We start from the raw sequence: 23026 nt of genomic DNA on the forward strand, positions 1-23026 counted from the left end.
TGGAGACGGCGGCGCGCCCTGTCGGCACATTCCTGGGACGATGCAGCGCGCAACACTCATGCAAGAGTCGCATCGTGTTCGCTCGCGCCGTGCAGCCGAGGTGGCGCGGCAGCTTTCGCACCCGTCGAACCGTGCCGTCACGGACCGGCGGCCGTCGGACGCGTGCGGCGGCGGAGCCGCTTCTCGATCGCGATCAGCGGCATCGCAGCCGCGCCGACCGTGGCGCAGAGCAGCAGGTCGAACGGCGTCAGCGGCGCCGTCCCGAACAGCCGCTGCATCGGCGGCAGGTAGACGAACAGCGCCTGCAGCACCAGTACGACGGCGACTCCGATGAAGAGCACCGGATTGCTGAAGAGCCCGATGCGCAACAGCGAGTCGCGCAGCGACCGGCAGTCGAGCAGGTAGAGGATCTGAAAGAAGATCACCGCCGTGACGGCGCCGGTCTGGGCCCGCGCCGGACTCGCCTCCGCAAGGCCGCGGCGAAGCAGCAGGAAGACGGTGAGCGCGCCGATCGTCATCAGCGCCGCAACCATGAACGTGCGGTAGACGATGAAGCGGCTGAGAATCGGCGCCCGCGGCGGCCGCGGCGGCCGCGACATCACGTCCGGCTCGCGGGCTTCGAACGCCAGCGGCAGCGCGAGCGCCACCGCCGCGACAAGATTGATCCAAAGCAACTGCACCGGCAACATCGGCAGCAGCAGCTCGCCGGTGGCGGCGTTGAACGGAAAGGCCGCCACCGCCGCCACCAGGATCAGGGCCAGGCCGATATTGGTCGGCAGCACAAACGCCAGCGACTTCACCAGGTTGTCGTAGACGCGGCGGCCTTCCTCCACCGCGGCCGCGATGGAGGCGAAGTTGTCGTCGGTCAGCACGACGGCCGCGGCCTCCTTGGCGACCGATGTTCCGGTGACGCCCATCGCGACGCCGATGTTGGCCTGCTTGAGGGCCGGCGCGTCGTTCACGCCATCGCCCGTCATGGCGACCACCTCGCCCTCGGCCTGCAGCGCGCGCACCAGCCGCAGCTTGTGCTCGGGCGCGACACGGGCGAATACACTCTCCTCGCGCGCGGCGCGGCGAAGCTCCGTTTCGTCCATCGCGCCGAGCGCCGCGCCCAGCACGGCGTTGCCGCCTTCATCGATCAGCCCGAGCTGCCGCCCGATGACGGCGGCCGTCGCCTGATGGTCGCCGGTGATCATCTTCACGCGGATGCCGGCGCGGCGGCAGGCGGCGATGGCGTCGATCGCCTCCTGCCGCGGAGGGTCGATCATGCCGATCAGGCCGAGCAGACGCAGGTCCCGCACATCGTGCTCGTCAATCCGCTCGGCGATCAGGCCCGTGCGCTCGGCGACGGCGAGCACCCGCAGCCCGGCGCCGGCGAGCGCGGCGAGCTGGCGGCGGCCGCCTTCGGGCGCCTCGCCGGCGCAGCGTTCCAGCACGACTTCCGGCGCGCCCTTCACGATCATCCAGCCGCCGTCGCCGTTGGGGTGCAGCGTGGCCATGTACTGCCGCTCGGATTCGAACGGGATCGCATCGCGGCGCGGGTAGTGCGCGCGCAGCGCATCCTCATGATCGCCGACCTTGCGCGCCGCGACGATGAGCGCTCCTTCCGTCGGATCGCCGGCGATCGTCCAGCGGCCGTCATGCTGCGCCAGCGAAGCGTCGCTGCACAGCGCGGCCGCCCGCAGCAGATGGGCGACGTCGGGCGGCGGTGCCGCGACAGGCTCCCCGTTGCGGACAAACGCGCCCTGCGGCTCGTAACCGACGCCTTCGACGTCGAACGCGGCGCCGTCGGACGTCCACACGCTGCGGACCGTCATCTCGTTGCGGGTCAACGTACCGGTCTTGTCGGAGCAGATGACCGTGGTGGAGCCCAGCGTCTCCACCGCCGGCAGCAGCCGCACGATCGCGCGGCGCCGCGACATGCGGTGCACGCCGATCGCCAGCGCGATCGTGACGATCGCGGGCAGGCCCTCTGGAATCGCGCCAACCGCGAGCGCGATGGCGAAGATCACGGTCTGGCGGAGGGCCGTCAGAAGATCGACGCCGGTCTCCGCCACGGTTCGCGCGACGCCGACCGCCAGGATCACGACGGCCACGACGACGATGCCGACGCTGATCCACAGGCCAATGGACTTCAGCGCCTTCGTCAGCGGCGTTTCGAGGTCCGTTACCTGGTCGAGCAACTCCGAGATGCGCCCCAGCTCCGTGGCGGCGCCGGTCCCCACGACGACGGCCGTACCGACGCCCGCGGTGACGAGCGTGCCGGCATAGAGCATGCCGAGGCGGTCACCGAGGACGGCGGACTCCGGCGTTGCCTCCGGCGTTTTCTGCGTCGGGACCGACTCACCGGTGAGGGCGGCCTCCTCTACGTGGAGCCCGCGGGCGTGCAGCAGCCGGGCGTCGGCCGGCACGCGGTCGCCGGAGCCGACGAAGATCACGTCGCCTGGAACAAGATCGGCCACCGACACGGCGATGCGGCGTCCCGCGCGGCGCGCGGTGATCGATTCCGGCATCATGCGCGTGAGCGCTTCGATCGCGCGGCCGGCGCGGTACTCCTGCACAAAGCCGATGATCGAGTTGAGGATGACAACCGCGAGGATGACGAGGCCGTTCTTGAGTCCCTCGCCGTGCCAGTCGGCCGCCACGGCCACCGCGCCGGAGGCGATGAGCACCCAGATCAGGGGGTTGTTGATCTGCCGCCAGAGGAGCGTGAGCGGGCCATCCGGCTTCGCACGCGGGAGCACGTTCGGACCGTGCCTGCTCAGGCGCGCGCCCGCCTCGGCGACGGTCAGACCGTCCTCATTCGCGTCAAGGGCGGCGAGGACGTCGCGGCCGTCCCAAGCGTGCCAGGGAACGTCGCCGGGCCGCTGCGCCTCGGCGATGCGGGAGGCGAGCCGTTCGGCGGGGGACATATCGCTCCTGACCGGCGCAGGTGAACCGCCGGCGACGCCGTGCGGTTTCACCTCTGCCCAAAGGAGCAGCCCGCAACCGGGAGCGGCGTGGCGGCCGGCTCCGTGCTGACGGCGGCGGGTCCGCGTCGCGCGACGCGGTTGGTTACTTCCCGATGTGGGCGGATTATAGGTGACGGGCGGGGGCGGGACCAGATCCAGACTGGTCATCACGCGCGACCGCGAGCGATCAAGGTGACGACGTGCGACGTCCGACCGTGGCTGGGTCTGCAGCAGCGGCTGTCGAGCGTGGACGACCGCGCGGCGCACCAAGCCTGTGTTCTGGCTACTTCACGCGGCGCGAGTGCCGGCGCACTGGACCCGGTGTAGTGCGGCGCGAGCCGCGGCGACGCTTGCGGCCCCCATCCATGCCCATATAATGCTGGGAGCGGCCTCGGCGTGACCGCCGGCGCGCCGTCCAGGGCAGGTCATTAGCCCGCATGAGGACGTCGTGTCGCCCGCTGCTTCCCCCCCTTGGCACACCCGTTGCGGTGTGGCCATGGCTTGCGATGCTGATTACACCCGATTGTGGGGGTGCGGCTGCCGGACCTGCGGAATGGTGACGGACGGCTGAGCAGGCTCGGGATGGGCGGGCGGAACTCGTGGTCGGGCCGAGGCCCCGGCCGCAGCCGTCGGCCGGTGCGCGCCGCTGGGACACCGGGCTGTGCAGACACCCGCGGCAGCAATCGATCCAGGCCAAGCGCTTACGGGATCGAACAGGAGTGCCGTTGAGCGATCCGCTCTTGCCGCGTGCGACGCCTGTGGCGGAGAGTGCGCCCGAGTCGTCCCGCACTCTGCGGCTGTCAGAGGAGTTGGCGCGTCTGGTCCACGTGTTCGCCGAGCGCCCGGTGACGCTGCGCGAGGTGGTGGAGGTACTCCAGGGGCGGGGCTACACGCTGCTGCTGATCTTGCTGGCGTTGCCGTTCTGCACGCCCATCCCCCTGCCGGGGCTCTCCACGCCGTTCGGGCTGGTGATCGCGCTGATCGGCTTCCGTCTCGCACTGCGGCAGAAGCCCTGGCTGCCGGCGAGGTTGTCAGACACGGCGCTGCCGCCCCGGTTCTTCGCGAAGCTCCTCGCTGCCGGCCAGCGTATTGTCCGCTTCCTGGAGTGGGGCCTGCGCCCGCGCTGGACGATTCTGGTGGATCAGGGCGTACTCCACCATGCCTACGGCGCGATGGTCCTGGTGTCGGGGCTTCTGCTGCTGCTGCCGTTGCCCATTCCGTTCTCGAACTTCCTGCCGGCGATTGTGGTCGTGTTGACGGCAGCGGCCCTTCTTGAACGCGACGGCTACTGCGCCGTCGCCGCCCTGGTGGCCTTCGCCCTGACCCTTGCCTTCTTCGGCGCGCTGGCTTGGGGGGGCACGCAGGGCGTCGGCTGGGGCGTGGATCAGCTTCAGGGATGGTTTGGCGGCGATTGATCGGCGCGATCGGCCTCGGACGGCGGCGGCCACTGATGTGCCCGGCGGTTCCGGGACACGGAGCCCCCTGGCGCTGCGCTCAGCAGTTCGACGTAGACTTGTGCGGTAACAGGGACTCCAGCGCCCCGGCGCGAATCGGAGCAGGTGGTGAACATGTTGCGTTCGCACTTCAAGACACTGCTGTCGGGAATCGTGGCGCTTCTGCCGCTGGCAGTTACGGTGGCCGTGCTCCTCTGGGTCGGTGCGGCGGTGCATCGGCTCGTGGGCCCACAGAGCTATGCCGGCAAGTTCCTGTCGTCGATCGGGCTCGCCGTCGCGACCGACGTGTTCGTGGGCTACTTGATCGGCATACTGGCCGCCCTGATGCTCGCGTACGCGATCGGCCTCGTGGTCAAGTCGCGCTTCCGCCGCCAGCTCAAGAACGCCACTGACAAGACGCTTCGCCGGATACCGGTGATCGGCCCAATCTACGATCTGTCCAGTTGCTTTGTCGGCCTGCTCGAACCGCGGGAGGAGTCGGCGCTGCGTGCGATGAGTCCCGTCTGGTGCTTCTTCGGAGGTGAGGGCGGGGTGGTGGTTCTCGCACTCATGCCGGCTCCGGAGCCCATCGAACTGAACGGGCAGCCGTACGTCGCCATACTGGTTCCGACCGCACCGGTGCCGTTTGGTGGCGGCCTGCTGTACGTGCCGGCGAGCTGGGTGAAGCCGGCCGGGTTCGGGATGGATCGCCTGACAAGCGTGTACGTGTCCATGGGCGTGGTACCGCCAACGGCGATGGGCGCGGCGTCAGCATGAAGAGCCGCAGGGCCCGCAGCTGCCGGCGGGCGGCGGGCGGCGGCGTGGCGATCGATGAGCCGTGCCCGCGACCACGGACATTGGCGAGCGGCGGCCCGCTTCGGTAGAATGAGGGCCATGATCGGGCGCTCTCACTCGGCAGCCAGCACTGTGCGGTTGACCGGCCACAGGCCGGAACAGCGGGCTGTGACTGCGCCCTAGACCCGCCGCGCCGCGGGCGCCCCTCCCTGCCGATCATCCACCAGGCAAACGGCACGCACGCTCCGATGTCGGCGGCAGGAAACGGTGGCGTGGGTGCTATGTCCGACTGCCTGTGCCGGAGGTATTCACGACGTGACCGTCTTCGTTGCTGCCGTCGCACTTGCGCTCGGCGTATCGTTTGTCTGCTCACTCATGGAAGCGGCGCTGCTGAGCCTGACGCCCAGCCAGGTGGCGGATCTGTCGGCTCGTCATGCCAGAATCGGATCGATCTGGCGCGGCTTCAAGAACAACATCGAACGCCCAATCGCCGTGATCCTGATCCTGAATACGGCCGCGCACACGATCGGCGCGTCGGTTGCCGGGGCTCAGTTCGACGAGCTCTTCGGTGACCAGTGGATCTGGCTGTTTTCGCTGCTGTTCACGTTCGCCATGCTCCAGTACACGGAGATTCTGCCCAAGACTCTCGGCGTGCACTTCAACCAGACGGTAGCGGTATGGATCGCCCGGCCGCTGGTCTTGGCCATCCGCTTATTCACGCCGGTGATTCACGTCCTCCACCTGCTCAACCGCCCGTTCGAGGGGCGACGCACGAACAAACGGGCTCCCGCAACGCTGGAGGAGATCACGTCGCTGGCGATGATGGCGCGGCTCGCCGAGCACATCGGGCCGCGCCAGGAGCGCATCATCAACCGAGCGACCAAGCTGTCTCAGACCAGCGTTCAGCAGGTCATGATCCCACTTGAGCAGGTCTCGATGCTCTCCACGGCTCAATCGTTGCACCAAGCGCTCGTCACCGCCCACATCGACGCCCACACGCGCTTCCCGGTCTGCGAGGGCGACGACCGCAGTCGCGTCATCGGCTATGTGAACTTCAAGGAGATGATCTACTACATGAGCACGAATCCGAGCGATCCGAGCCTGAAGGGGATCATCCGCCCGGTGCACTTCGTTGAGCCGGAGAGCTCTGCCTCAGACCTGCTCAACACATTCATCGATCAGCACGAACACATGGCGATCGCTCGTGACGCCCAGGGGCGGTGCCTCGGGTTGATCACACTGGAAGACCTGATCGAGGAACTGGTGGGCGAACTGGAGGACGAGTTCGACCGGCTGCCGCGCCACATCCACGCTCTCAGCGGCGGCACCTGGATGTTTGGCGGCGGCGTGCCGGCGCGTGAAGTAACCGTGAAGCTCGGGGCTCCCGCGGTAGCCGCGATCGGGACGCTCGCGGCGTGGCTGGAGCGGGAACTCGGCCAGCCCCCCAGACCCGGACAGGTGCTGCGGCATGAAGGAGTGGAGTTCGTGGTGCGACGTGTGAGACGCGGGCGGGTCTTCGAGGCCTCGGCGACGACGAAGTTGAGCGACTGACGCATGCTGGCCGCGGGCGATGATCGAAGTGTCTAGGCTCCTGCTCCTCGCGTGCGGATCGGACAGCCGACGGGGGCCTCACCGAGCGCGCTGAGCATGCCGCAGGAGAGAACACTGGCAAGGCCGTCTGGGCAGCAGGGACTCGCGAACTGGCGCGGCATCCACTGCCTTCGGAAAGCCCAATCGCGACAAACCTCGTTATGACGCAGATGTAGCGGGTGAACTCCCCCGACAACTCGGGGATGGAGCCCACATGCCTGCGACACGGAAGTCATCGCGCGCCGCCGACGTCGCGCCCACGGAACCTCGCGACGAGATCATCTCGATCGTCGCTGCTGCTCTGGCGCGCCTGATCCAGATTGACAGGGCGCCGCCGATCCCTCGCCCCGGCGCGTCCACCAGCGTCCCCCGCGCGAATCTCTCTGAATCTGCCGAAAGCGGCCTTGAGCTTTCCCGCGAAACGAGGCTCAGTGTGCCGGCTGGTTAACGGCCCGAGAAACGGAGAGACGCATGGCCGCGAAGAACGACGCCGCCGACCTGGCGAACGAGATCGACGCCCTGCGGCGGATGACGGTGAGGGAGCTGCGCCGGCGGCACGTCGAGCTGTTCGGTGAAGAAACGCGGGCGGGCAACCGCCAGTACCTGTTTCGCCGGATCGCGTGGCGGCTGCAAGCCTTGGCGGAAGGCGATCTGACTGAGCGTGCGCGCCGGCGGGCGCAAGAGCTCGCCCGGGACGCGGATCTGCGCCGCCGGCCGCCGCGCGAGTTGGCGATGCCGCCGGCGCCGGGCGACCTGAAGACGGTGACGGGGCAGATCGCGATGTCGCGCGACGATCGCCTGCCGATGCCAGGCCAGACGCTCACGCGCCCGTACAAGGGACACCTGTACGAGGTGAAGGTGCTGACGAACGGCTTCGAGTATGACGGCCGGGCGTACCGCTCGCTCAGCGCGGTCGCCCACGCGATCACGGGCTCGCACTGGAACGGCTACCACTTCTTCAACATCCAGAAACCGGAGGAGGCGTGAACGGCAACGGGAAGCGGGTCCGCTGCGCGATTTACACGCGCAAGAGCACCGAGGAGGGCCTCGAGCAGGACTTCAACTCGCTCGACGCACAGCGCGAGAGCGCCGAGAACTACATCGCCAGCCAGAAGGCCGAGGGCTGGGTGTGCCTGCCAGACCGGTACGACGACGGGGGGTTCACCGGCGGCAACATGGACCGGCCGGCGGTCCAGCGCCTGATGGCGGACATCGAGGCCGGCAAGGTCGACTGCGTGGTCGTGTACAAGGTGGATCGCCTGAGCCGATCGCTGCTCGACTTCGCAAAACTGATGGAGGTCTTCGAGCGGCACAAGGTCTCGTTCGTCTCGGTGGGTGGCCGGTGTGTTGCGGGATTGCGACGCGGCGGCGGTGGAAGTGCGCGATAACTGTTCCAAGATTCCAAGATTCCGACTTCGTGTGAGTCGGTTTTGGAATCTTGGATGTTGGGTAAGTAAGTGGCGCGTGCGGGTGTGAATCTGGGCAATTTGCGGAGCGGCGTGGGAACGGGAGAGCGGTGGGCGTGCGGGCTGGGGCGGAGGAGGAGAAGGTCCTCAGATTTCGCAGATGACGCAGATTTTGAGGAGGGTGGTCGGGTTGAGGGCGGTGGCGGGTGTGGAGGGGCGCGACCATGGGATGAGGATTGGCGCGCGCGGGGCGTGGGGCAAGGACAGGCGGGCTCGTTGGCGGTGGCAACCGGCGGGAGCCGGCGATGAGCGGTCGCGAGCGGATTTCGTCCGCGGGCGGGCGGATTTTGTTGGAGTTCGGGGGTAAGGCGGGTTATGTTGGCGACGGCGGGGCCGGCGGGACGGCCGCGCGCACGGGAAGTGTGATCGGGGCGCATGTGGGTAGCGGACGGTTCAGATTGGTGAATCGCGGGCATAGGGTGTGCGGCCATGCGCGGCTGCGGTCGAAGTGTTCAGGGCAGGGTGCCGGCTCGTTGGTGCGTGGGGGGTTGGGCGGGCGGCTGGCGGTCGTGCGCGCGGCGCGGGGATTTGAGAGGATATCGCGGAGTGTGGGCGAACCGGGACCAGCGGTGTGCGAAGGATGGTGGGCACCGGAGTACCGGTGCGCACCTTGGCCGGCTCGGCGGATGGGGCGTGCCGCCGTCGGCGGGTACGCGTGGTGCCGGTGTTCGAGAGGATTTCGCGGAGTGCGGGCGAGTGAGATGGATGTTGGGCAGCGGAGTACCGCTGCCCAACCTACGCGACTACGGTGTTCTTCGACTACAGCGGCTTGGTTGCCTGTCACGCGCAATCGCCACAACCGGCGCAGCCGACGACAAACCCAGGGCCCGCGCCCAACTGCAAGTCCTGTGACTGCAGCAATCCCGGGCAGCGGGGCTACGCCAAGTGCGAAGAGGATGGCCAGGGGGGGTGTCGCCCGTGCGTCTGTATTTGCGGTGACAATATCGACGCGAGTGTGCCGGGGAACAAGGAAGCGAAGGGTCGGGCCCGTATTCTTGAAATTGCACGCAGGTGCACCGCAGCCGAGGAGCAACACCATGCCGCAAATGACATCAAGTGTGAATACGTACCCTATCCCGCGGGGCGAGCGATGGTGTACAAGCATGACTTCTGCCCTACGAGATCTCAGACCGATTCCACTGGCTCACAACACAGCGAGTGTGGTGGCGATGCTGCGCACCTCGCCTGTCTAGCTAACGCGCTTGCGGAATGCCACGAGGACCTAGAGTGTGTTGCAATAATCAAGTTCATGGCGGCGAGGCAGGCGAAGACGTGAGGCTATCTCAAAACCGGGACACCTGTTGACTTTGTACAATGATGCATGTTGACACTCACGAATGAGCAATTGGATTGGCTGGCGGACAGGATTCCGGATCGGCCGAAGAGTCCGAAGGGCGGACGGCCCGTCGCGGACAAGCGGCGGACGCTGCGCGGCATCTTCTGGATGCTGGACAACGGCGCGAAGTGGAAGGACCTGCCGCGCGAGTTCGGCGCGCGGGCCACGGTGCACCGTTGGTTCCAGCGGCTGGACGCGCGAAGGGCTCTTTGAGCAGGCCATGCGGGCCGCCGGACGCCCTGGTCGAACGGGCGGCGTACCGCGTGTACGAATGCTTCATCGACGGCACCTTCGCCAAGGCCCGGGGCGGCGGTGATGGGATCAGCGCGGCCACCTCGGAAAAGGCGTGAAAATCATGGTTCTGGTCGATGCTCGCGGGTTGCCGGTGGCGATCGATACCGCGCCGGCGGACGCCCACGAGAGCCGCTGCGTGCAGGCGCTGTTCGACTTCGTGCTGACGCGCGAGACGCCGCCGCGCGTGATCGGCGACAAGGCGTACGACAGCGACAAGCTCGACGAAGAGCTCGCACAGCGCGGCATGGAAATGATCGCGCCGCATCGCGGCAACCGCAAGCCGGAGAATGTGACACAGGACCGCCCGGCCGCTGCAGCGCGCCAAGCGGCGGCTGGACGGTGGAGCGGACGATCTCCTGGATCCAGAACTACCGTCGGCTCTGCATCCGTTGGGAGAAGTCGAGCTGCCTGTTCAGCGGCTTCTTGCATATGACCTGTACGCTTCTCTTGCTTTCAGAGGTTTTGAGATAGCCTCGTGTGCGGCGTACGGCAAGAACTTCAGAGCAACAATGGAAAAAGACAAGAACGAGCCTGTGCCCCCGTCATACTTCACAGAATGCACTGAGGAAGAGCGCAAAATCTGTGCGCAGGCGGCCAAGTTTATTGCGGATTATGAGACACCAGCGCAGCAAGCACAGCGCGAAGCCCGCGAGTGGGCTGAGCAGCATCGCAAGCCTCGTCAGCGGAGGTGACGTTCAGTATGGCAGCTACACATGCTCCTCTTAATCCGTGGATTGCGGCCGCTTTCGCGGCTGCAATTGCTGCAGCGGCGCCAGCTGCCTCTGATTCCGCGATCGTGGCCGACCGCACAATGCGATGGGCGCGCGAAGTGGACGAAGCACGGATCGCTATCGAGAGAGGCGATCTGGAGCTTGCGATGTCGCGACTCCACAACGCACTGGACCTCGATGGGGAAGTTTTCGCGCCGTCATTTTGCGCCGCTTCGACGCTCTATCTCCTTGCAGACACGAACCAGAGAGGGCATCTCTATGAAGCCGTGGACTTGCGGCGAGTCGCCGATACGCTGGCGAACCATGCCCTGCTCTCGATCGGTGATCCCATCGGGCTCAGAGGCACACGCGGCACGATGGGCGAAGTCTTCCTTCACATGGAGCACTTGTATGCAATTCGAATTGCGCATCTCGAGCAGCAGGGCGCTTCCGCGTACCGGAAGTTGGTTGCGTCGTTGTGCGAACTCGCACGGCTGAGGCACCTGCGCCGAGTGAGCGCCGAGGATCTCTATGTTTGCGCGGTGTCCGCGATTGAGAGTGCAGCCGGTGCGAACCACATCGACCTGGTTCCCGTGCTGCTAGGCGCCGCGCGCGAGCATGTCCTACTCAGATTGACACCAGCGCCGATACTTGATCCTGATGGCTGCGTCGACAGGCCGCAGCCGCACGTGTCGGCGGCGACACGCCTGGTTCGTCGCGCGCTCGCGATCGTCGAGCAATGCGACTCCGTTGACAGCCCATGGCAGCTCGCTGCATTCGAACAGGTTGTTTACCTCTGCGGTCTTTTGCACGACGACGAAGCCGTTGTGCAAGCGGCGCGCCGCTGGCTCGAGGTCTCAGAGGCGACGGGGGCGGGCGCGCCCGACGTTGCAGCCGATATGCATTGGCGCCTCGCGGGCCGTTACGAGGGTGCCGGCGACTATCGGGCCGCAGAGGAGCAGCACCGGCATGCGATTCGAGTCCTTGAGGTCGCGCATGGCGAGCGCGCATTGCAGGTGGCGGCGGCGCTCTACTCGTTGTCCAGCTTCCACTCGCGGCGCGGAGGGATGGAGGCAGCAAGGGAGGCTGTGCGCCGCAGCGTGAGCATCTACGAACATGCCGCCAGGGAGGGCAGCCCGGGCGGCGGAACGGGATTGACGGCTTTGGCATGGCGGCTTGACGTGCTCCACGGCGACACTGGCGAAGCGGACCTAATGTACCGTAAGGCGATTGCGGTATTCGAGGCTGCCATGCCTTGCGAAGTCGGTGAGTTTGCGATGACACTGCGCATGTACGCGGAAATGCTCGATAGGAGCGGCCGGCGCGAGGACGCGGAAGGTGTGCGTGAGCGCCTTGGACGGCTCCTGGCGGGTCAGCCTGAACCTGCATCGGAACCGGGAGACGGGGCTGCTGCGCACTGAACCGAAACGGCAACTCGCTCGTTGCGCTCGCCGTTCGCAGGTGACGACTCGAGCAATTTGAAGGTAAGGCCCAGCACCGTAAGCGCGCACGCCATAATAGCAGTTTGCGACGCAAGGAGGTGCTGCGATGCGTGCGCTCTCGTTCCGCCTGCGGCAGGGCGTATGGGTCCGGCGAATCCCGTCTTCAATTCGCCGGCCCGTTGAGGCGCCATGCCTCCCGAGAGGAGGTGTGGCGCTGAAGGCTGCATCGCGGGATTCGAGGAAAGAAGCGGCGCGCGAGCAATGCGGGCGTCGCCCGCTCCCGGCCGCAAGCCACCCCGGTCACCGGCCAAGGCCGCGACCCGTCCCGGCAGGCCACGGCCCTCCAAACCGGGGCTGTTAAGCCGTTTTCTGGGCCACTCTCGGCCCCAACGTACTTAGAGTGGTTATGAAGTGGGTTGCGATCGGGGAGATACGAAGCCCACCTCAAAACGAGGTGGGCTTTTTCGTTGGAGAGCGCCGCCGCGCGCAACGCCGGTTGCGGCAATCTCTTACAAACGCGACCGCGTCTCTGTCACACCGCCTTGTGAACCGATCCGAGAGTATGTTCGGTTCGTTTTACCCTAACTCTCAGACTCTCTGAACCGCTCTCGGGGCCCTGGTTACCACACGCGTTCGGAACCGAGAGCCAACGCCGGGAGTTCGATACAAGTAACGCAAGCTATTTTCGGACGGACGGTTACGGTGATGCGGCGTGACTCTCTCGCCGGGACCGAGAGTGAGAGCGTGAGAGCGTCGCGACGTGCGACCCTAACATCGGCGCAAATGACTGAAATTACACGGCTTACGATTAAGCGGCGATTCGAGTGCGAATGCTTGACCGCGGCGGAATACACCATAGTATATATCATCGGAGGTTGCCATGGATACGGCCAAGCTCTTCACCAACGGACGCAGCCAGGCGGTGCGGCTGCCCAAGGAGTACCGCTTCGACGAAGACGAGGTCTTCATCACCAAGGTCGACGACATGGTGATTCTGTACCCGCGTCGAAAGGGTTGGGATCTGCTCGCGCGGGGCATCGAGCGTTTCACCGAGGACTTCATGGGCGAACGTGATCAGCCCGCTCAAGCTGAAGAGCGCGAAAGCCTGTGATCCGCTTCCTGCTCGACACGAGCATCTGCATCGAGCTGATCCGCGGCCGGGCGCCAGCGGTACTGGGTCGCCTCCGCCGGCGCAAGATCGGGACGGTCGGCATCTCGGCCATCACGCTGGCTGAGTTGCGGTGCGGCGTAGCGAAGAGCCGCGACCCCGAGCGCAACACCGTGGCGCTCGCGCATTTCTGCGCGCCGCTGGAGATCTGCCCGTTCGACCATGAAGCCGCCGCGACCTATGGCGACATCCGTGCCGACCTCGAGCGGGCCGGCACACCAATTGGCCCGCTCGACACGCTGATCGCCGCGCACGCGGTCGCACTCAAGGCCACCGTCGTCACGAACAACGAACGCGAGTTTCGCCGCGTGTCCGGCCTGCGCGTGGAGAACTGGACGAAGGGCTGAGGCGACTTCTTGCTGGCAGCGCCAGTCGCGTGGTCATTCGGGCAAGCCGCTATCCGCCAACTGCCGGCCGCCAGTGATCTCGAAAATCCAGTGATCCTTGAAGACCAAGATCTGCTCGATCACATGGGCGGGCGAGCGCTGCTCGCGCTGCGCGCAGGTCCGTGAGCGTGGGGCCAAAATGTCGGCGGGCCCCGGATGCGCGCAATGGAAGCTGCTGCCGGAGATTGACCGTGGCCCCGGATGAGGGCCGGCAGTGTGCCCAATCAGTCGCAGCGCACGGCTCAGCGGCGGTAATGGTACCACGAGCGCGCGATAACGGCGCGCCTCCTAGTCACACGTGTGGCGGCGCACGCGTGCCGCTCAAGCAGCGCGTTAGTAGTGCCGGAGCAGTCCGCCCAGCGAACGCTGGCAGCGAACCCGGCCAAGCTCCGGTGCGGCTTCGGCCGCCAAGTCTTCAGGCGGTCCGGTCGCGGCCTCAGGCAGCGTCCGGTTGTCGAGCCCTTGATGTGGCCGGTGCGCGTTGTGAAGCCGGCCCCGGCACAACGCCTCCTTCTCCAAATCCCGCGCTGCCACCTTCGCCATGCGCCACGCCTCCTCTCGGGCAGGCATGGTGCCTCAACGCGCCGCCAAATTGAAGACGGGATTCGCCGGACGGTTACGGTTCTGTCCAATGCGCACTGGCGGCGTAAAGGGGTTTTACCAAACTAGCGGCCCGTACGTGTGGTGAACACGCACGGGCCGCATTGGGTACTTGTCTTGGGTGCGGAAAGCGATTGACTTAGTAGCGTCGGCCGCCGCCGCCACCACCACCGCCGCCGTAGCCGCCACGGCCGCCGCCGCCGCCGCCGTAGCCACCACGGCCGCCACCACCGCCACCACCACCAAAGCCGCCGCGGCTCTCCTTCGGCTTGGCCTCGTTGACGGTGAGGGTGCGGCCATCATGCTGCTGGCCGTTGAGGGCCGAGATGGCGGCCTCCGCCTCGGAGGGCGAGCTCATCTCGACAAAGCCGAAGCCCTTGCTGCGGCCGGTTTCGCGATCGGTGATAATCTGCGCCGACTCGACGGTGCCGTGGGCAGAAAAGAGCTCCTCCAGATCGGAGCCGGTGACATTGTAGGACAGGTTCCCAACATACAACTTCTTGCCCATCGAGGATTCTCCTGACAATCGATGGCGCTTCGACCCGGCATTTACTTTCAGGGTCCAGTGAAAGGGGCTACGCTAGCCCGTCGGCAGGCGCTGCGAGGGGGACGTTGCTGCGGAACATGAGAAGGTCGCCGCATTCGAAGACCCGATCGTGCTTTCCAAACCTGCCCCGATTGTACCTTCGGCGCAAACGGCGGCAAGACCCCTGAAACCCGGATCCGGGGTCGGAGGGTGTGTTTTTCGTGCGCGCACGGAATGGGGTTCGGGAAGCACCCATTTACCCCCGCCCTGGACCCCACCGACCCAACAGGGGCCGGCCCCGGCGGTACCAGGAAGGCAGCCGCCGGGGCCGGTTCAAGTTGGACGGACCATTCCCCGGTGACGGTGCACCGGAGTTGGCTTGGCCCAGCCGGGTTAGGGCACGATTGTCGTGCAGGGCTCCGGCGCGTTCTTGATCATCGCGATGAAGCCGCTGATGTCGGCGAAGTTCACCAGACTGTCGCCGTTCATGTCACCGTTGGCATGGGCGCATACGCCGCCGGCCGGATCGTAGGGCCAGGTCGCCGGATCGGCGGTCTTCAAGGCGGCGATGAATAGACTGATGTCGGCAAAGTTGACCAGGGTGTCGCAGTTCATGTCGCCCGGGCAGTATTGGACGGGCGGCGTGGAGGGCTGGGCCCAGATCTCGACGTCGTCAATGTTCCAGCCGGAGAAGATCAGCGAACTGTCTGTCGGCCCCATCGTCCAGCGGAGGTACACAGTCGGCTGGTTGTCAGCAAGCGCGCTGATCTTGTGGGACATCTGCGTCCAGGCGTTGTCCGTGATACGGCCGGGGTTCTGCCACACCTGCACCCAGTTCACGCCGTCGATGCTCACATACACGGTGGCTTTGTCGTAGGTGGTCGTCTCGACGTTCAGCCAGCGCCAGTACCGGAACTGCACGCCGGTAAGCCCGGTGCAATCGAAGGGCGTCGAAGTGAGGTGGTACGCCGGCATGTTGTTCACATAGTCACCGGCCAGGTTATAGCCGTAGACGTACGGACCGGTGTAGCCCGAGGTGGGGTCGGGCAGGCCCGACGATCCGCCGCCACCGGTCGGCTGGCCGAAGGCCCACTGGCCTTCCGTCGTCCAACCCGGATTCTGATCCAGCGTCTCGCTGTAGATCAGGATCGGCGGTTCACAGTTGCCTGTCGTGGGCGCCACGCGCAGCGTCCAACTGTTAAGCGTCCCTACGTCGGCACCCGCCAGGTCGGAGACGCGGAGGCGCCACACGCCTTGCGCCTGTGTCAAGTCGAAGTCGGCCAGGGCGCCGGGGCCGTCCGGCTGTCGGCCGTCGCCGTCATCGTCAAACGTCACAACGATGTCGTCGGCGCTACCGCCGGTACGGTTGTGCAGGCGCACTTCCGTGCCGTCCGGGGAGCGCAGTTCGACGATCAGGTCGCCGATGAAGGTGTGCGTGATGTTGATGTCAACGTTGACGTCGCCGATGCAGAAGGAATCCGGGACGTCGATGTAGCTGTAAATGGTCGTGTTATCGAGGATCGGCTGCGGCACGTCCGTGGCCGCATAGGCGATCCGGCCCACGTCGAGCGAAACGGCGCGCGCGGTCGAGCCGGCGCCGCCGGCCGCATTCGTGAAGGTGACAGTACCCGCGTACAGTCCGGCGCTCAGGCCCGTGGCCGAGTTGTCGATCGCGACCGTAACGTTTGCGCTGTCACCAATGCCCGTCAGTGTAAACACGGCCGGGGCATTGCTGCCGTTGATCGCGATCCAGCCCTGGTCGCCCGCGACGTTGACCGTGACGGGTGTAGGCCGCGTGCTGGTGACCGTGTAATTCATGAATCCGTTGAAGGGACCGCCCAGCGGGCCGCCCGTCGTCAGGCCATCGGCCGGGGTCACCGTGATGGCGGTGAGGCCGATTTCGACCTTGTGCTTAATTGTGCGGCCGACGCCGGTTCCGACGTTGGTGACGACCAGCTCTTCTTCATACAAGCCGGCCGGCAGGGCATAGATGGCCGGGCCGAGTGTAATTGTCAGCGGGAAGCTCGCGCCGCTGGCCAGCGTGCCGCCGAGCGGACCGGGGCCGCCATTCATCAGCAAGCCAATGCCGTAGTTGAAGTGGACGGTGTAGTCCACCGGGTCCGGCGTGTTGTTGGCGAGCGTGTAGGCGTACGTGTCATCGGTGAACGGTCCGCCGACCACACCCAGATGCAGAACCTCGTTCGAGGGCGTGACCGTGATGCCGCGCGCGGAGAGCGTGTTGATCGTCATCTGGCCGGTATTGAGCGGGTCGAGCCAGTCTCGCAGGCGCGTGGCGGGCGTGCCGCCGCCGTCCCACGAAACGGAGAAGCGACCGTACCAATCCGCGTCGATGACGGTGCAGGAGGCGTAGCCACCGTGAAGCTGGCCAATAACCTGGTGGTTCTGGTTGAAAAGCGGCGAGCCGGATGAGCCGGGTTCGGTCGTGCCGTCTTCCCACTGGCCGATGCGGATGTGGGTGCCGTTGCCGGGCACGGTCGTACCGAGGTAACTGGTGGTCGTGCCCGGGTCATAGTCGAAACTGATCGACTTCTCATCGGTGCGGGGGTGGTGGATGGCGACGGACCACTGCGGGTCGTTGCTGCTGCGGTCCCAGCCCGCGAAGGTCACTTCCCATGCGGGGTTCGGGGCCTGCACCAGTTCCACCAGGGTGAAGTCGCTGGTACTGTTCGACGCGCGGAAGATCGAACCGGTTTGCCAATCGACGAGCTGACCGTCTCTGGGACCGGCACAGGTCGTCGTCTGGTAGTTCCAATAGACCACAAGCGAGGCCGCGTTGCCCGAGTTTACGCCGCAGTGGGCGGCCGTCATGAAGAAGGGGGTCTGATCCTGAGCCGTGTTGTTCACCATGAATCCGGAGCAGAACAGCGAACCGCCGGTCGAGATCACGGCGACGGAGTTGATCTCGTCTTCCCAGCCCTGTCCGAGCGGGCACACCACATCGACGTTGCAGGCGCCGGCGCGCTCGGTGTTTTCGCCGAACCCGCGGTAGCCGATGTTGATGGATCCAAGTTCGAGCACGAGCTGCTCGACCTGCTTCTCGGGCAGCTCAAGTTCGACGATCATGTCGTCCGTCAACAGGACCGGTGACCAGAATTCACCGTGTGCGGCGTTGTCTCCCGCCGTGAGGGGGCGGATATTGTAGCTGCCATCCACCGCGTAGAGCCGCAGAACGGCGCCTTCCGGCAGGTAGAACGCCGTGAATCCGAGGTTCAACGAGAGGGCCCCGGGTGAGGTGATACGCAATTGCCACAGGCGGTTGACATCACCCTTGTCACTCCAGACCCCGTCGGTGTCGGGCCGTATGACAACGTGGTGAGGAACAGCGAAGCGCGGAGCCAGCCCTTCAGCGGAACGGGCCTCGTCTTCGGCGCGCACCACGGTGAGGTCAAGGGGTGCAATGCGTACGATGGGTAGGGCGTCGACTTTGGGATTGGCCCAGGCCGGCGCAACGATACTGAGCGCGGTCACAGCTACCACGAAGTAGCCGACCACGCGAAACGGGGTTCGCATCATCTCTGTGAGACTCCTTGATCCGCGGCGGCGTTGTGTTTCAGCGTGGGCTGGGCCGTCGGGGAAATCCTCGGCACCACCCACGTCTGCAAGACGTGCGGCACGTTCAGACCGGGGGTGCGACCTGCTGTTCCTCAACTCCGCTACCAAGCATACCTCTTTCCTGGCGGAAATCGCAAGCGGGAATTGTTGCCCCGGGCAATAGCGACCCAGGGCGCGTCACAGGGTTGGAACAAAGCACGTCCGGCTTGCCAAAATTCCCTGCGCTGCGCACAGTGGCGGCATTCGAAACTCGGACCATCCTTTGGAGGAGTGTCGTTCCATGGTCGATCCGCTCGCATCGTTTTCTTTGGGTCTGGGAAATATTCCGTTGCTGGACGACGCCGAGACGCGCTCGATCAGCGCCGAAAATCCCACCGGTGCCGTGGGCGGCGGGGCGCACGAGACGCCCGAGACCAATAATCCTGCAAGCAAGCTGGGCAAGGGCTGGAAGGTCAAACCCTGCATCGAACTGCAAGCGGGCGAGACGCGCACGATTGCCGAGATAGAAGGGCCCGGCATGATCCAGCACATCTGGATCACCGTCGATCCGAAGGTTTTTCGCGACTTCGTATTGCGAATCTATTGGGATGGCGAAGCGACCCCCTCCGTCGAAGCCCCGCTCGGAGATTTCTTCTGCTGCGGCCACGCGTTGCGCGCGAAAATCAACTCGTTGCCGATCGCGGTGAATCCAGCCGGTGGTCTCAACAGCTACTGGCCGATGCCCTTCCGGCGCTCCGCGAAGATCACCATCGAAAATCAGCATCGTGATGCGATGAACGGCTTTTTCTACCAGATCACCTACGCTTTGCGGCCGGTACCGGAGTCGGCCGCCTATTTCCACGCCCAGTGGCGCCGCACCCTGACGACGCGTGAACAACCCGAGCACACGCTGCTCGATGGCGTGACGGGACGCGGGCACTATGTGGGTACGTACATCGCCTGGACGCAGTTTTCCAATGGCTGGTGGGGCGAAGGCGAGATCAAGTTTTTCCTCGACGACGACGGGGAGTATCCGACGATTTGCGGCACCGGGACTGAGGATTACTTTGGCGGGGCGTGGGGCTTCTACGGGCCCGATAACCGCGAGGAGCCGTACTCAACCCCGTTCCTGGGTCTGCCGCTGGTTCGTCACGTAGACAACGAGGTGCCGCGCTACGGGCTGTATCGCTGGCACATCATGGATCCGATCCGCTTTCGCAAGGCGCTACGGGTGACGATCCAGGCGCTGGGCTGGTGGCCGAACTCGAAGTTTCAGCCGCTTACCGATGACCTCGCTTCGGTCTCGTACTGGTACCAGGCGGAGCCGCACGCGCAGTTCCCGGCCTTGCCGGATGCGGAAGGTCGCTGGTCGCGGTAGGGAGCTTGTGGAGTTACGTGAGATCGGTGATCGAGACGGCCGTGGAGCTTGTCGAGCGACGTGTGTTGCGGATGAGCAGGAACCGAAGAGTCATGAACACAGTGAGGGTTGATCGTATGCGAAATGCCGCCGCGTGCCTGGTGCTGGCTACCTTGGTTTTGGTGGGTGGCTGCGCACGGATGGCCTCGCTTGACATGCTGGAGTTCTCCGCCATCGAGGCGGGCGACAGCGAGTTCCGCTGCGAGGTTCACAATACCTCCCCGTACCTGTACCTGACGAATTTCGAGACGAAGCGCGTTGCAAACGTCGTCTTCATTCACGCGTATGCGGACAAACGGACGGCGGATCAGTTGCAGTCTGACCAGTTCCGGCAGTTTTCAGCGGAATTGCAGCCGACGGATGTGGCTGTATTCTTCAAGGATCAAAAGGACAGCCGGCTGCTCTGGGCGCGGCGCGCCCCGCTGGCCCGCTGAGGAACGGTTGCACGGCCCGGGACGTTTCACGTCGCCGGGCCGACCCGCCGCCCCTATGGCTCGCCGCGCCGCCGACCATCTGCCGAATCGCATCACCGAGCTTTGGCTCCGCCCACCGCGCATGGGCCGTCTCGCCGTGCTGGGAGTGTGCCTGTTCGTCGCGGTGGCGAGTGGGGTTGCCTTGGCCCAGGGAAATCCGCACGGGCGCTTTGGGCTGATCTTCTTTGGCACCGCCGCCGTACTGACCGCCATGGGGTTGCATCCCCGGGCGGGCTTCCTGCACGCCGGTCCCACCGGCCTCGCATTAGGAGTTGCTTTTCGCGTCCGGCGCTATGCCTGGAACGACATCGCCATGATCCAGGTGGTCGAGGTGCGGCGGAGCATCGTCTCGATGCGTCGGCATGTTGTGGTTGAACTGCGTGGGGCGGCGCTCGCGCGTGCCCGCGAAGCTGGCGAGGAGACCTCGGTAACGCTCCCGACCAGTTTGGGCATTTCAGCCGAGGAGTTGGCACTCCTCCTGCACGCCTGGCAAACTCATTTCCTGAATGTGAATGCCCGTGGCTGAACCTGGCCGATTCAGCCGTGAGCGTGTGCGAATGAGGCCATGGAGAACGAACTCATCCCGTCACAGGTCTGAAACGCAAGCGGCGCACCCTCATGGTGAGTACCCGTCGGAGCCGTGTTAGACTACAATGTGCACATACATCGAGGTCCGACGTTCGGCACGCGTCGACCCACCCACGGTAGGCCGCCCCACGGACCCGGGCGCGGCGCAGAGATTCCAAGAGGGAGTCGTAAGATCATGGCCAAGGCAGCTTCTTCAACCCGTAAAACCTCCACCAAGAGTTCCAAGGGCGGCACGACGACCGGCGCCACCACATCGGCATCATCCATCACCAAAACTCGGCAGGCGCCAGTGACTCTCACCGAAGAGCAGATTCGCGCCCGTGCGTACGAGATCTTTCAGCGACGCAATGGCGCGCCGGGCGATGCACAGGGCGACTGGCTGCAGGCGGTGCAGGAATTGACGACAGAGCTTTCGAAGTAGCGCTGCGAGGGGGGGCGGCCGAACCGGATTGTACCCGGTGGCATCGATCGGGGGCCCCTGCGCTGAGCAGTGGCGAAGCCCACAGTGGGAAGCGGGCATGATTGACACCAACCGTCCCGCGGTGCGCTGCGCGTTGGTTAGAGGTGATACTCCACGATGCGTACGATGGAGGATCCGACCGCGAGGTAGAGCGTGCCAGGTGGCGTGAAGGCCACGGCACGGATTTCCCCGGGCAGGTTCCCAAGGAAAGGCGCGCTGCCGGCCGCCAGCAAACGTGAATCAGATAACGTCAGTGCGCGCACCTGGTGCAATTCATCCACGCCGTACAGGAGCCGGCCGGCCACTTCCAACCCGTACTTGTTACCAGGGTTGAATGCCGCCCCGACAATCGGTGTATCCGTAGCGAGGATTGGATCGCGGTAACTCTGTGTAACGCGGACGAACTCCCGTTCCGCGGCTGTGTTGGCCACACCTACGACGCTGGGCCAACCATAGTTGGCTCCGGGGACGAGTCGGTTCACCTCATGGGAATTACCGCTGTCATCCGCGAAGAAACCCTCACCACTCACCGGATCGAAAGCCAACCCGCGCGGTGCGCGCAGTCCGCGTGCGAACAGCGGTGAGTTCGCGCCAGGGTTGTCGGTCGGGATAGTGCCATCGTCGTTGAAGCGCAGCACCTTGCCGGGGAAAAAGTCGGGATCCTGGGCGAGTTCCACGCCGCCCCCATCGCCGAGCAACAGGTAGAGCGTCCGGTCGGGCCCGAACCCGAGTTGGCCGCCGAGCCGCGTCACACCGGTACCGACTGGAAACGCGGCTACGAACACCTCGCCGCCCAAGGCCACATCCAACTCCGCATCAACCTCGAAGTAGACGATGCGCTGATCCAGCACCGCGCGTGGATCATCCGTGGGGGCCGCGGCGTCCGAGCGTGTAGAATGCGTACAAGCGGCCGTTTACCTCGAAACGCGGGTGCAGCGCCAGACCCAGGAGGCCCCGCTCGCCGGCTGCGTTGACCGGGAGCGTCGCGACGGGGGTTGTCTGCAGGATGCCGTCGCGCAGCACACGGATCTGGCCGGAAGTGCGTTCGGCAAAGAACACACGCCCATCGCCGGCCGCCGCGATCGCGCTGACCGGACCCAGGCCGCTCGCGAGGAACTCGGCCTGCCAACCGGGAGCGACATCCCGGTTGGCTGGTAGATCGGAAGGACCGGGGACGCAGCCCGCCGCGAGAATGAGCAGGGTGACGGTCCAGCCGAACCCACGTGACGCTGCACTGCGCATGCGTTTCCTCCGGCACGCGTACCACGTCTGTGGGCGGCCCGGCAGTTCGAACGGTGGCCGGGTCAGCCCGCCGCGCGCACGGCGGCGCCAGACGGAAGGCCTTCAGGGCTTATCGGGCGGAATCGTACTTGCGCTGTACCCCCCCGTACAGGGCGCCGGTGCCGGAACCGGCGCGCATCAAGGTTGCGCAGGGGCCGGGTGCAAGGTTGTGAGTAGCTCGGGGCGCGTGTCCGCGAGCTGCTGGAAAAGGTGCCACGCGCGTGAGGAGGGCGGCATGAGGAGCAGTTCCCGCCGCCGCGCTGCCGGCATGGCTGCCAGGGTTTCCGCGATCACCTTGGCCACCTCACGCAGGTGGTCCTGTTCCGTAGCAGGCAGGGCGGCGAAGACCCGGGCTTGAGCAAGGACCGGCATGATATCACCGCTGGCCGCACGCTCCTTGTAGCGTTCGATCCAGCCCTGCCGCTCGGTCGGTGTGAGTTCCGACCAGGTGTGCCAAGAGCCATTGGTCACCGTCGGCCGTCGTAAGTAAGCGTGGGCGGTGAATGCGCCGCCGCCCACGGCCGCCACGAGGGTGAGGATGGTCAATGCCCGCAGCAT

The 23026-nt window shown here is 65.7% G+C and carries 21 protein-coding genes and 1 pseudogene; 15 read left to right on the forward strand and 7 right to left on the reverse strand.

What is annotated here, in order from left to right; genetic code table 11:
• Window positions 1-137: 137 nt before the first annotated feature.
• On the reverse strand, window positions 138-2912 hold the full coding sequence (locus IPM18_17350; GenBank protein MBK9121348.1) for an HAD-IC family P-type ATPase: 2775 nt from the start codon (window positions 2910-2912) through the stop codon (window positions 138-140).
• Window positions 2913-3676: 764 nt separating this feature from the next.
• Between IPM18_17350 and IPM18_17355 the strand changes: the two genes are divergently transcribed.
• The 11 genes and pseudogenes from IPM18_17355 to IPM18_17405 all read left to right on the forward strand — a co-directional run bounded on the left by IPM18_17355 (window position 3677) and on the right by IPM18_17405 (window position 13532).
• The gene (locus tag IPM18_17355; GenBank protein MBK9121349.1) at window positions 3677-4366 is read left to right on the forward strand and encodes an exopolysaccharide biosynthesis protein; all 690 of its coding nucleotides are present in this window, start codon (window positions 3677-3679) and stop codon (window positions 4364-4366) included.
• A gap of 153 nt (window positions 4367-4519) precedes the next feature.
• The gene (locus tag IPM18_17360; protein ID MBK9121350.1) at window positions 4520-5161 is read left to right on the forward strand and encodes a DUF502 domain-containing protein; all 642 of its coding nucleotides are present in this window, start codon (window positions 4520-4522) and stop codon (window positions 5159-5161) included.
• Window positions 5162-5494: 333 nt separating this feature from the next.
• Complete coding sequence (locus IPM18_17365; protein ID MBK9121351.1) at window positions 5495-6730, forward strand: HlyC/CorC family transporter; 1236 nt, start codon at window positions 5495-5497, stop codon at window positions 6728-6730.
• Window positions 6731-7240: 510 nt separating this feature from the next.
• The gene (locus tag IPM18_17370; protein ID MBK9121352.1) at window positions 7241-7756 is read left to right on the forward strand and encodes a DUF2924 domain-containing protein; all 516 of its coding nucleotides are present in this window, start codon (window positions 7241-7243) and stop codon (window positions 7754-7756) included.
• Window positions 7753-8103 (forward strand): annotated as a pseudogene (locus tag IPM18_17375) (recombinase family protein). The gene IPM18_17370 and the pseudogene IPM18_17375 overlap by 4 nt, the downstream one beginning before the upstream one ends.
• A 1453-nt stretch (window positions 8104-9556) precedes the next feature.
• Window positions 9557-9784 carry a transposase gene (locus tag IPM18_17380; GenBank protein MBK9121353.1) on the forward strand — a complete coding sequence of 76 codons (228 nt, stop codon included), beginning with the start codon at window positions 9557-9559 and terminating at the stop codon, window positions 9782-9784.
• On the forward strand, window positions 9781-9921 hold the full coding sequence (locus IPM18_17385) for a hypothetical protein (GenBank protein ID MBK9121354.1): 141 nt from the start codon (window positions 9781-9783) through the stop codon (window positions 9919-9921). Before IPM18_17380 ends, IPM18_17385 begins: the two co-directional genes overlap by 4 nt.
• Window positions 9918-10298, forward strand: a complete 381-nt coding sequence (locus IPM18_17390) for a transposase (protein MBK9121355.1) — start codon at window positions 9918-9920, stop codon at window positions 10296-10298. Before IPM18_17385 ends, IPM18_17390 begins: the two co-directional genes overlap by 4 nt.
• Window positions 10299-10565: 267 nt before the next feature.
• Window positions 10566-11996 carry a tetratricopeptide repeat protein gene (locus IPM18_17395; protein MBK9121356.1) on the forward strand — a complete coding sequence of 477 codons (1431 nt, stop codon included), beginning with the start codon at window positions 10566-10568 and terminating at the stop codon, window positions 11994-11996.
• Between the two features lie 901 nt (window positions 11997-12897).
• The gene (locus IPM18_17400) at window positions 12898-13128 is read left to right on the forward strand and encodes an antitoxin (GenBank protein ID MBK9121357.1); all 231 of its coding nucleotides are present in this window, start codon (window positions 12898-12900) and stop codon (window positions 13126-13128) included.
• On the forward strand, window positions 13128-13532 hold the full coding sequence (locus IPM18_17405; GenBank protein MBK9121358.1) for a type II toxin-antitoxin system VapC family toxin: 405 nt from the start codon (window positions 13128-13130) through the stop codon (window positions 13530-13532). Before IPM18_17400 ends, IPM18_17405 begins: the two co-directional genes overlap by 1 nt.
• A gap of 372 nt (window positions 13533-13904) precedes the next feature.
• On the opposite strand, the gene IPM18_17410 is transcribed toward IPM18_17405, so the two are convergent.
• The 3 genes from IPM18_17410 to IPM18_17420 all read right to left on the reverse strand — a co-directional run bounded on the left by IPM18_17410 (window position 13905) and on the right by IPM18_17420 (window position 18231).
• On the reverse strand, window positions 13905-14114 hold the full coding sequence (locus IPM18_17410; GenBank protein MBK9121359.1) for a hypothetical protein: 210 nt from the start codon (window positions 14112-14114) through the stop codon (window positions 13905-13907).
• Between the two features lie 196 nt (window positions 14115-14310).
• Window positions 14311-14679, reverse strand: coding sequence for an RNA-binding protein (locus IPM18_17415; protein ID MBK9121360.1), 369 nt, complete (start codon window positions 14677-14679; stop codon window positions 14311-14313).
• A 411-nt stretch (window positions 14680-15090) separates the two neighbouring features.
• Entirely contained in the window at window positions 15091-18231 is a 3141-nt protein-coding gene (locus IPM18_17420) for a proprotein convertase P-domain-containing protein (protein ID MBK9121361.1), read from the reverse strand.
• A gap of 319 nt (window positions 18232-18550) precedes the next feature.
• Between IPM18_17420 and IPM18_17425 the strand changes: the two genes are divergently transcribed.
• The 4 genes from IPM18_17425 (at window position 18551) to IPM18_17440 (ending at window position 21148) form a co-directional block, all read left to right on the forward strand.
• Window positions 18551-19627 carry a DUF2961 domain-containing protein gene (locus IPM18_17425; protein MBK9121362.1) on the forward strand — a complete coding sequence of 359 codons (1077 nt, stop codon included), beginning with the start codon at window positions 18551-18553 and terminating at the stop codon, window positions 19625-19627.
• A 116-nt stretch (window positions 19628-19743) separates the two neighbouring features.
• Complete coding sequence (locus tag IPM18_17430; GenBank protein MBK9121363.1) at window positions 19744-20100, forward strand: hypothetical protein; 357 nt, start codon at window positions 19744-19746, stop codon at window positions 20098-20100.
• A gap of 55 nt (window positions 20101-20155) precedes the next feature.
• The gene (locus tag IPM18_17435; protein MBK9121364.1) at window positions 20156-20665 is read left to right on the forward strand and encodes a hypothetical protein; all 510 of its coding nucleotides are present in this window, start codon (window positions 20156-20158) and stop codon (window positions 20663-20665) included.
• A 237-nt stretch (window positions 20666-20902) separates the two neighbouring features.
• Entirely contained in the window at window positions 20903-21148 is a 246-nt protein-coding gene (locus tag IPM18_17440) for a DUF2934 domain-containing protein (protein ID MBK9121365.1), read from the forward strand.
• A 137-nt stretch (window positions 21149-21285) separates the two neighbouring features.
• Here IPM18_17440 and IPM18_17445 read toward each other — a convergent pair whose 3' ends face one another.
• The 3 genes from IPM18_17445 to IPM18_17455 form a co-directional block, all read right to left on the reverse strand.
• Complete coding sequence (locus tag IPM18_17445) at window positions 21286-22038, reverse strand: PQQ-dependent sugar dehydrogenase (protein ID MBK9121366.1); 753 nt, start codon at window positions 22036-22038, stop codon at window positions 21286-21288.
• A 10-nt stretch (window positions 22039-22048) separates the two neighbouring features.
• Window positions 22049-22429 (reverse strand): PQQ-dependent sugar dehydrogenase, encoded by a 381-nt coding sequence (locus IPM18_17450; protein ID MBK9121367.1) that lies wholly within the window; start codon window positions 22427-22429, stop codon window positions 22049-22051.
• A gap of 177 nt (window positions 22430-22606) precedes the next feature.
• On the reverse strand, window positions 22607-23026 hold the full coding sequence (locus IPM18_17455; protein MBK9121368.1) for a hypothetical protein: 420 nt from the start codon (window positions 23024-23026) through the stop codon (window positions 22607-22609).

It is taken from the genome of Phycisphaerales bacterium, from assembly GCA_016716475.1.
Classification (GTDB): Bacteria; Planctomycetota; Phycisphaerae; order UBA1845; family Fen-1342; genus JADJWG01.

What these genes read in the sequence shown, in the direction of transcription:
- IPM18_17400 (MBK9121357.1), top strand. Translation starts at nt 12,898, where the DNA reads ATGGATACGGCCAAGCTCTTCACCAACGGACGCAGCCAGGCGGTGCGG.
- IPM18_17395 (MBK9121356.1), top strand. Translation starts at nt 10,566, where the DNA reads ATGGCAGCTACACATGCTCCTCTTAATCCGTGGATTGCGGCCGCTTTC.
- IPM18_17415 (MBK9121360.1), bottom strand. Translation starts at nt 14,679, where the DNA reads ATGGGCAAGAAGTTGTATGTTGGGAACCTGTCCTACAATGTCACCGGC.
- IPM18_17450 (MBK9121367.1), bottom strand. Translation starts at nt 22,429, where the DNA reads ATGCGCAGTGCAGCGTCACGTGGGTTCGGCTGGACCGTCACCCTGCTC.
- IPM18_17430 (MBK9121363.1), top strand. Translation starts at nt 19,744, where the DNA reads ATGCGAAATGCCGCCGCGTGCCTGGTGCTGGCTACCTTGGTTTTGGTG.
- IPM18_17380 (MBK9121353.1), top strand. Translation starts at nt 9,557, where the DNA reads ATGTTGACACTCACGAATGAGCAATTGGATTGGCTGGCGGACAGGATT.
- IPM18_17370 (MBK9121352.1), top strand. Translation starts at nt 7,241, where the DNA reads ATGGCCGCGAAGAACGACGCCGCCGACCTGGCGAACGAGATCGACGCC.
- IPM18_17410 (MBK9121359.1), bottom strand. Translation starts at nt 14,114, where the DNA reads ATGGCGAAGGTGGCAGCGCGGGATTTGGAGAAGGAGGCGTTGTGCCGG.
- IPM18_17435 (MBK9121364.1), top strand. Translation starts at nt 20,156, where the DNA reads ATGGCTCGCCGCGCCGCCGACCATCTGCCGAATCGCATCACCGAGCTT.
- IPM18_17425 (MBK9121362.1), top strand. Translation starts at nt 18,551, where the DNA reads ATGGTCGATCCGCTCGCATCGTTTTCTTTGGGTCTGGGAAATATTCCG.
- IPM18_17360 (MBK9121350.1), top strand. Translation starts at nt 4,520, where the DNA reads ATGTTGCGTTCGCACTTCAAGACACTGCTGTCGGGAATCGTGGCGCTT.
- IPM18_17455 (MBK9121368.1), bottom strand. Translation starts at nt 23,026, where the DNA reads ATGCTGCGGGCATTGACCATCCTCACCCTCGTGGCGGCCGTGGGCGGC.
- IPM18_17440 (MBK9121365.1), top strand. Translation starts at nt 20,903, where the DNA reads ATGGCCAAGGCAGCTTCTTCAACCCGTAAAACCTCCACCAAGAGTTCC.
- IPM18_17420 (MBK9121361.1), bottom strand. Translation starts at nt 18,231, where the DNA reads ATGATGCGAACCCCGTTTCGCGTGGTCGGCTACTTCGTGGTAGCTGTG.
- IPM18_17350 (MBK9121348.1), bottom strand. Translation starts at nt 2,912, where the DNA reads ATGTCCCCCGCCGAACGGCTCGCCTCCCGCATCGCCGAGGCGCAGCGG.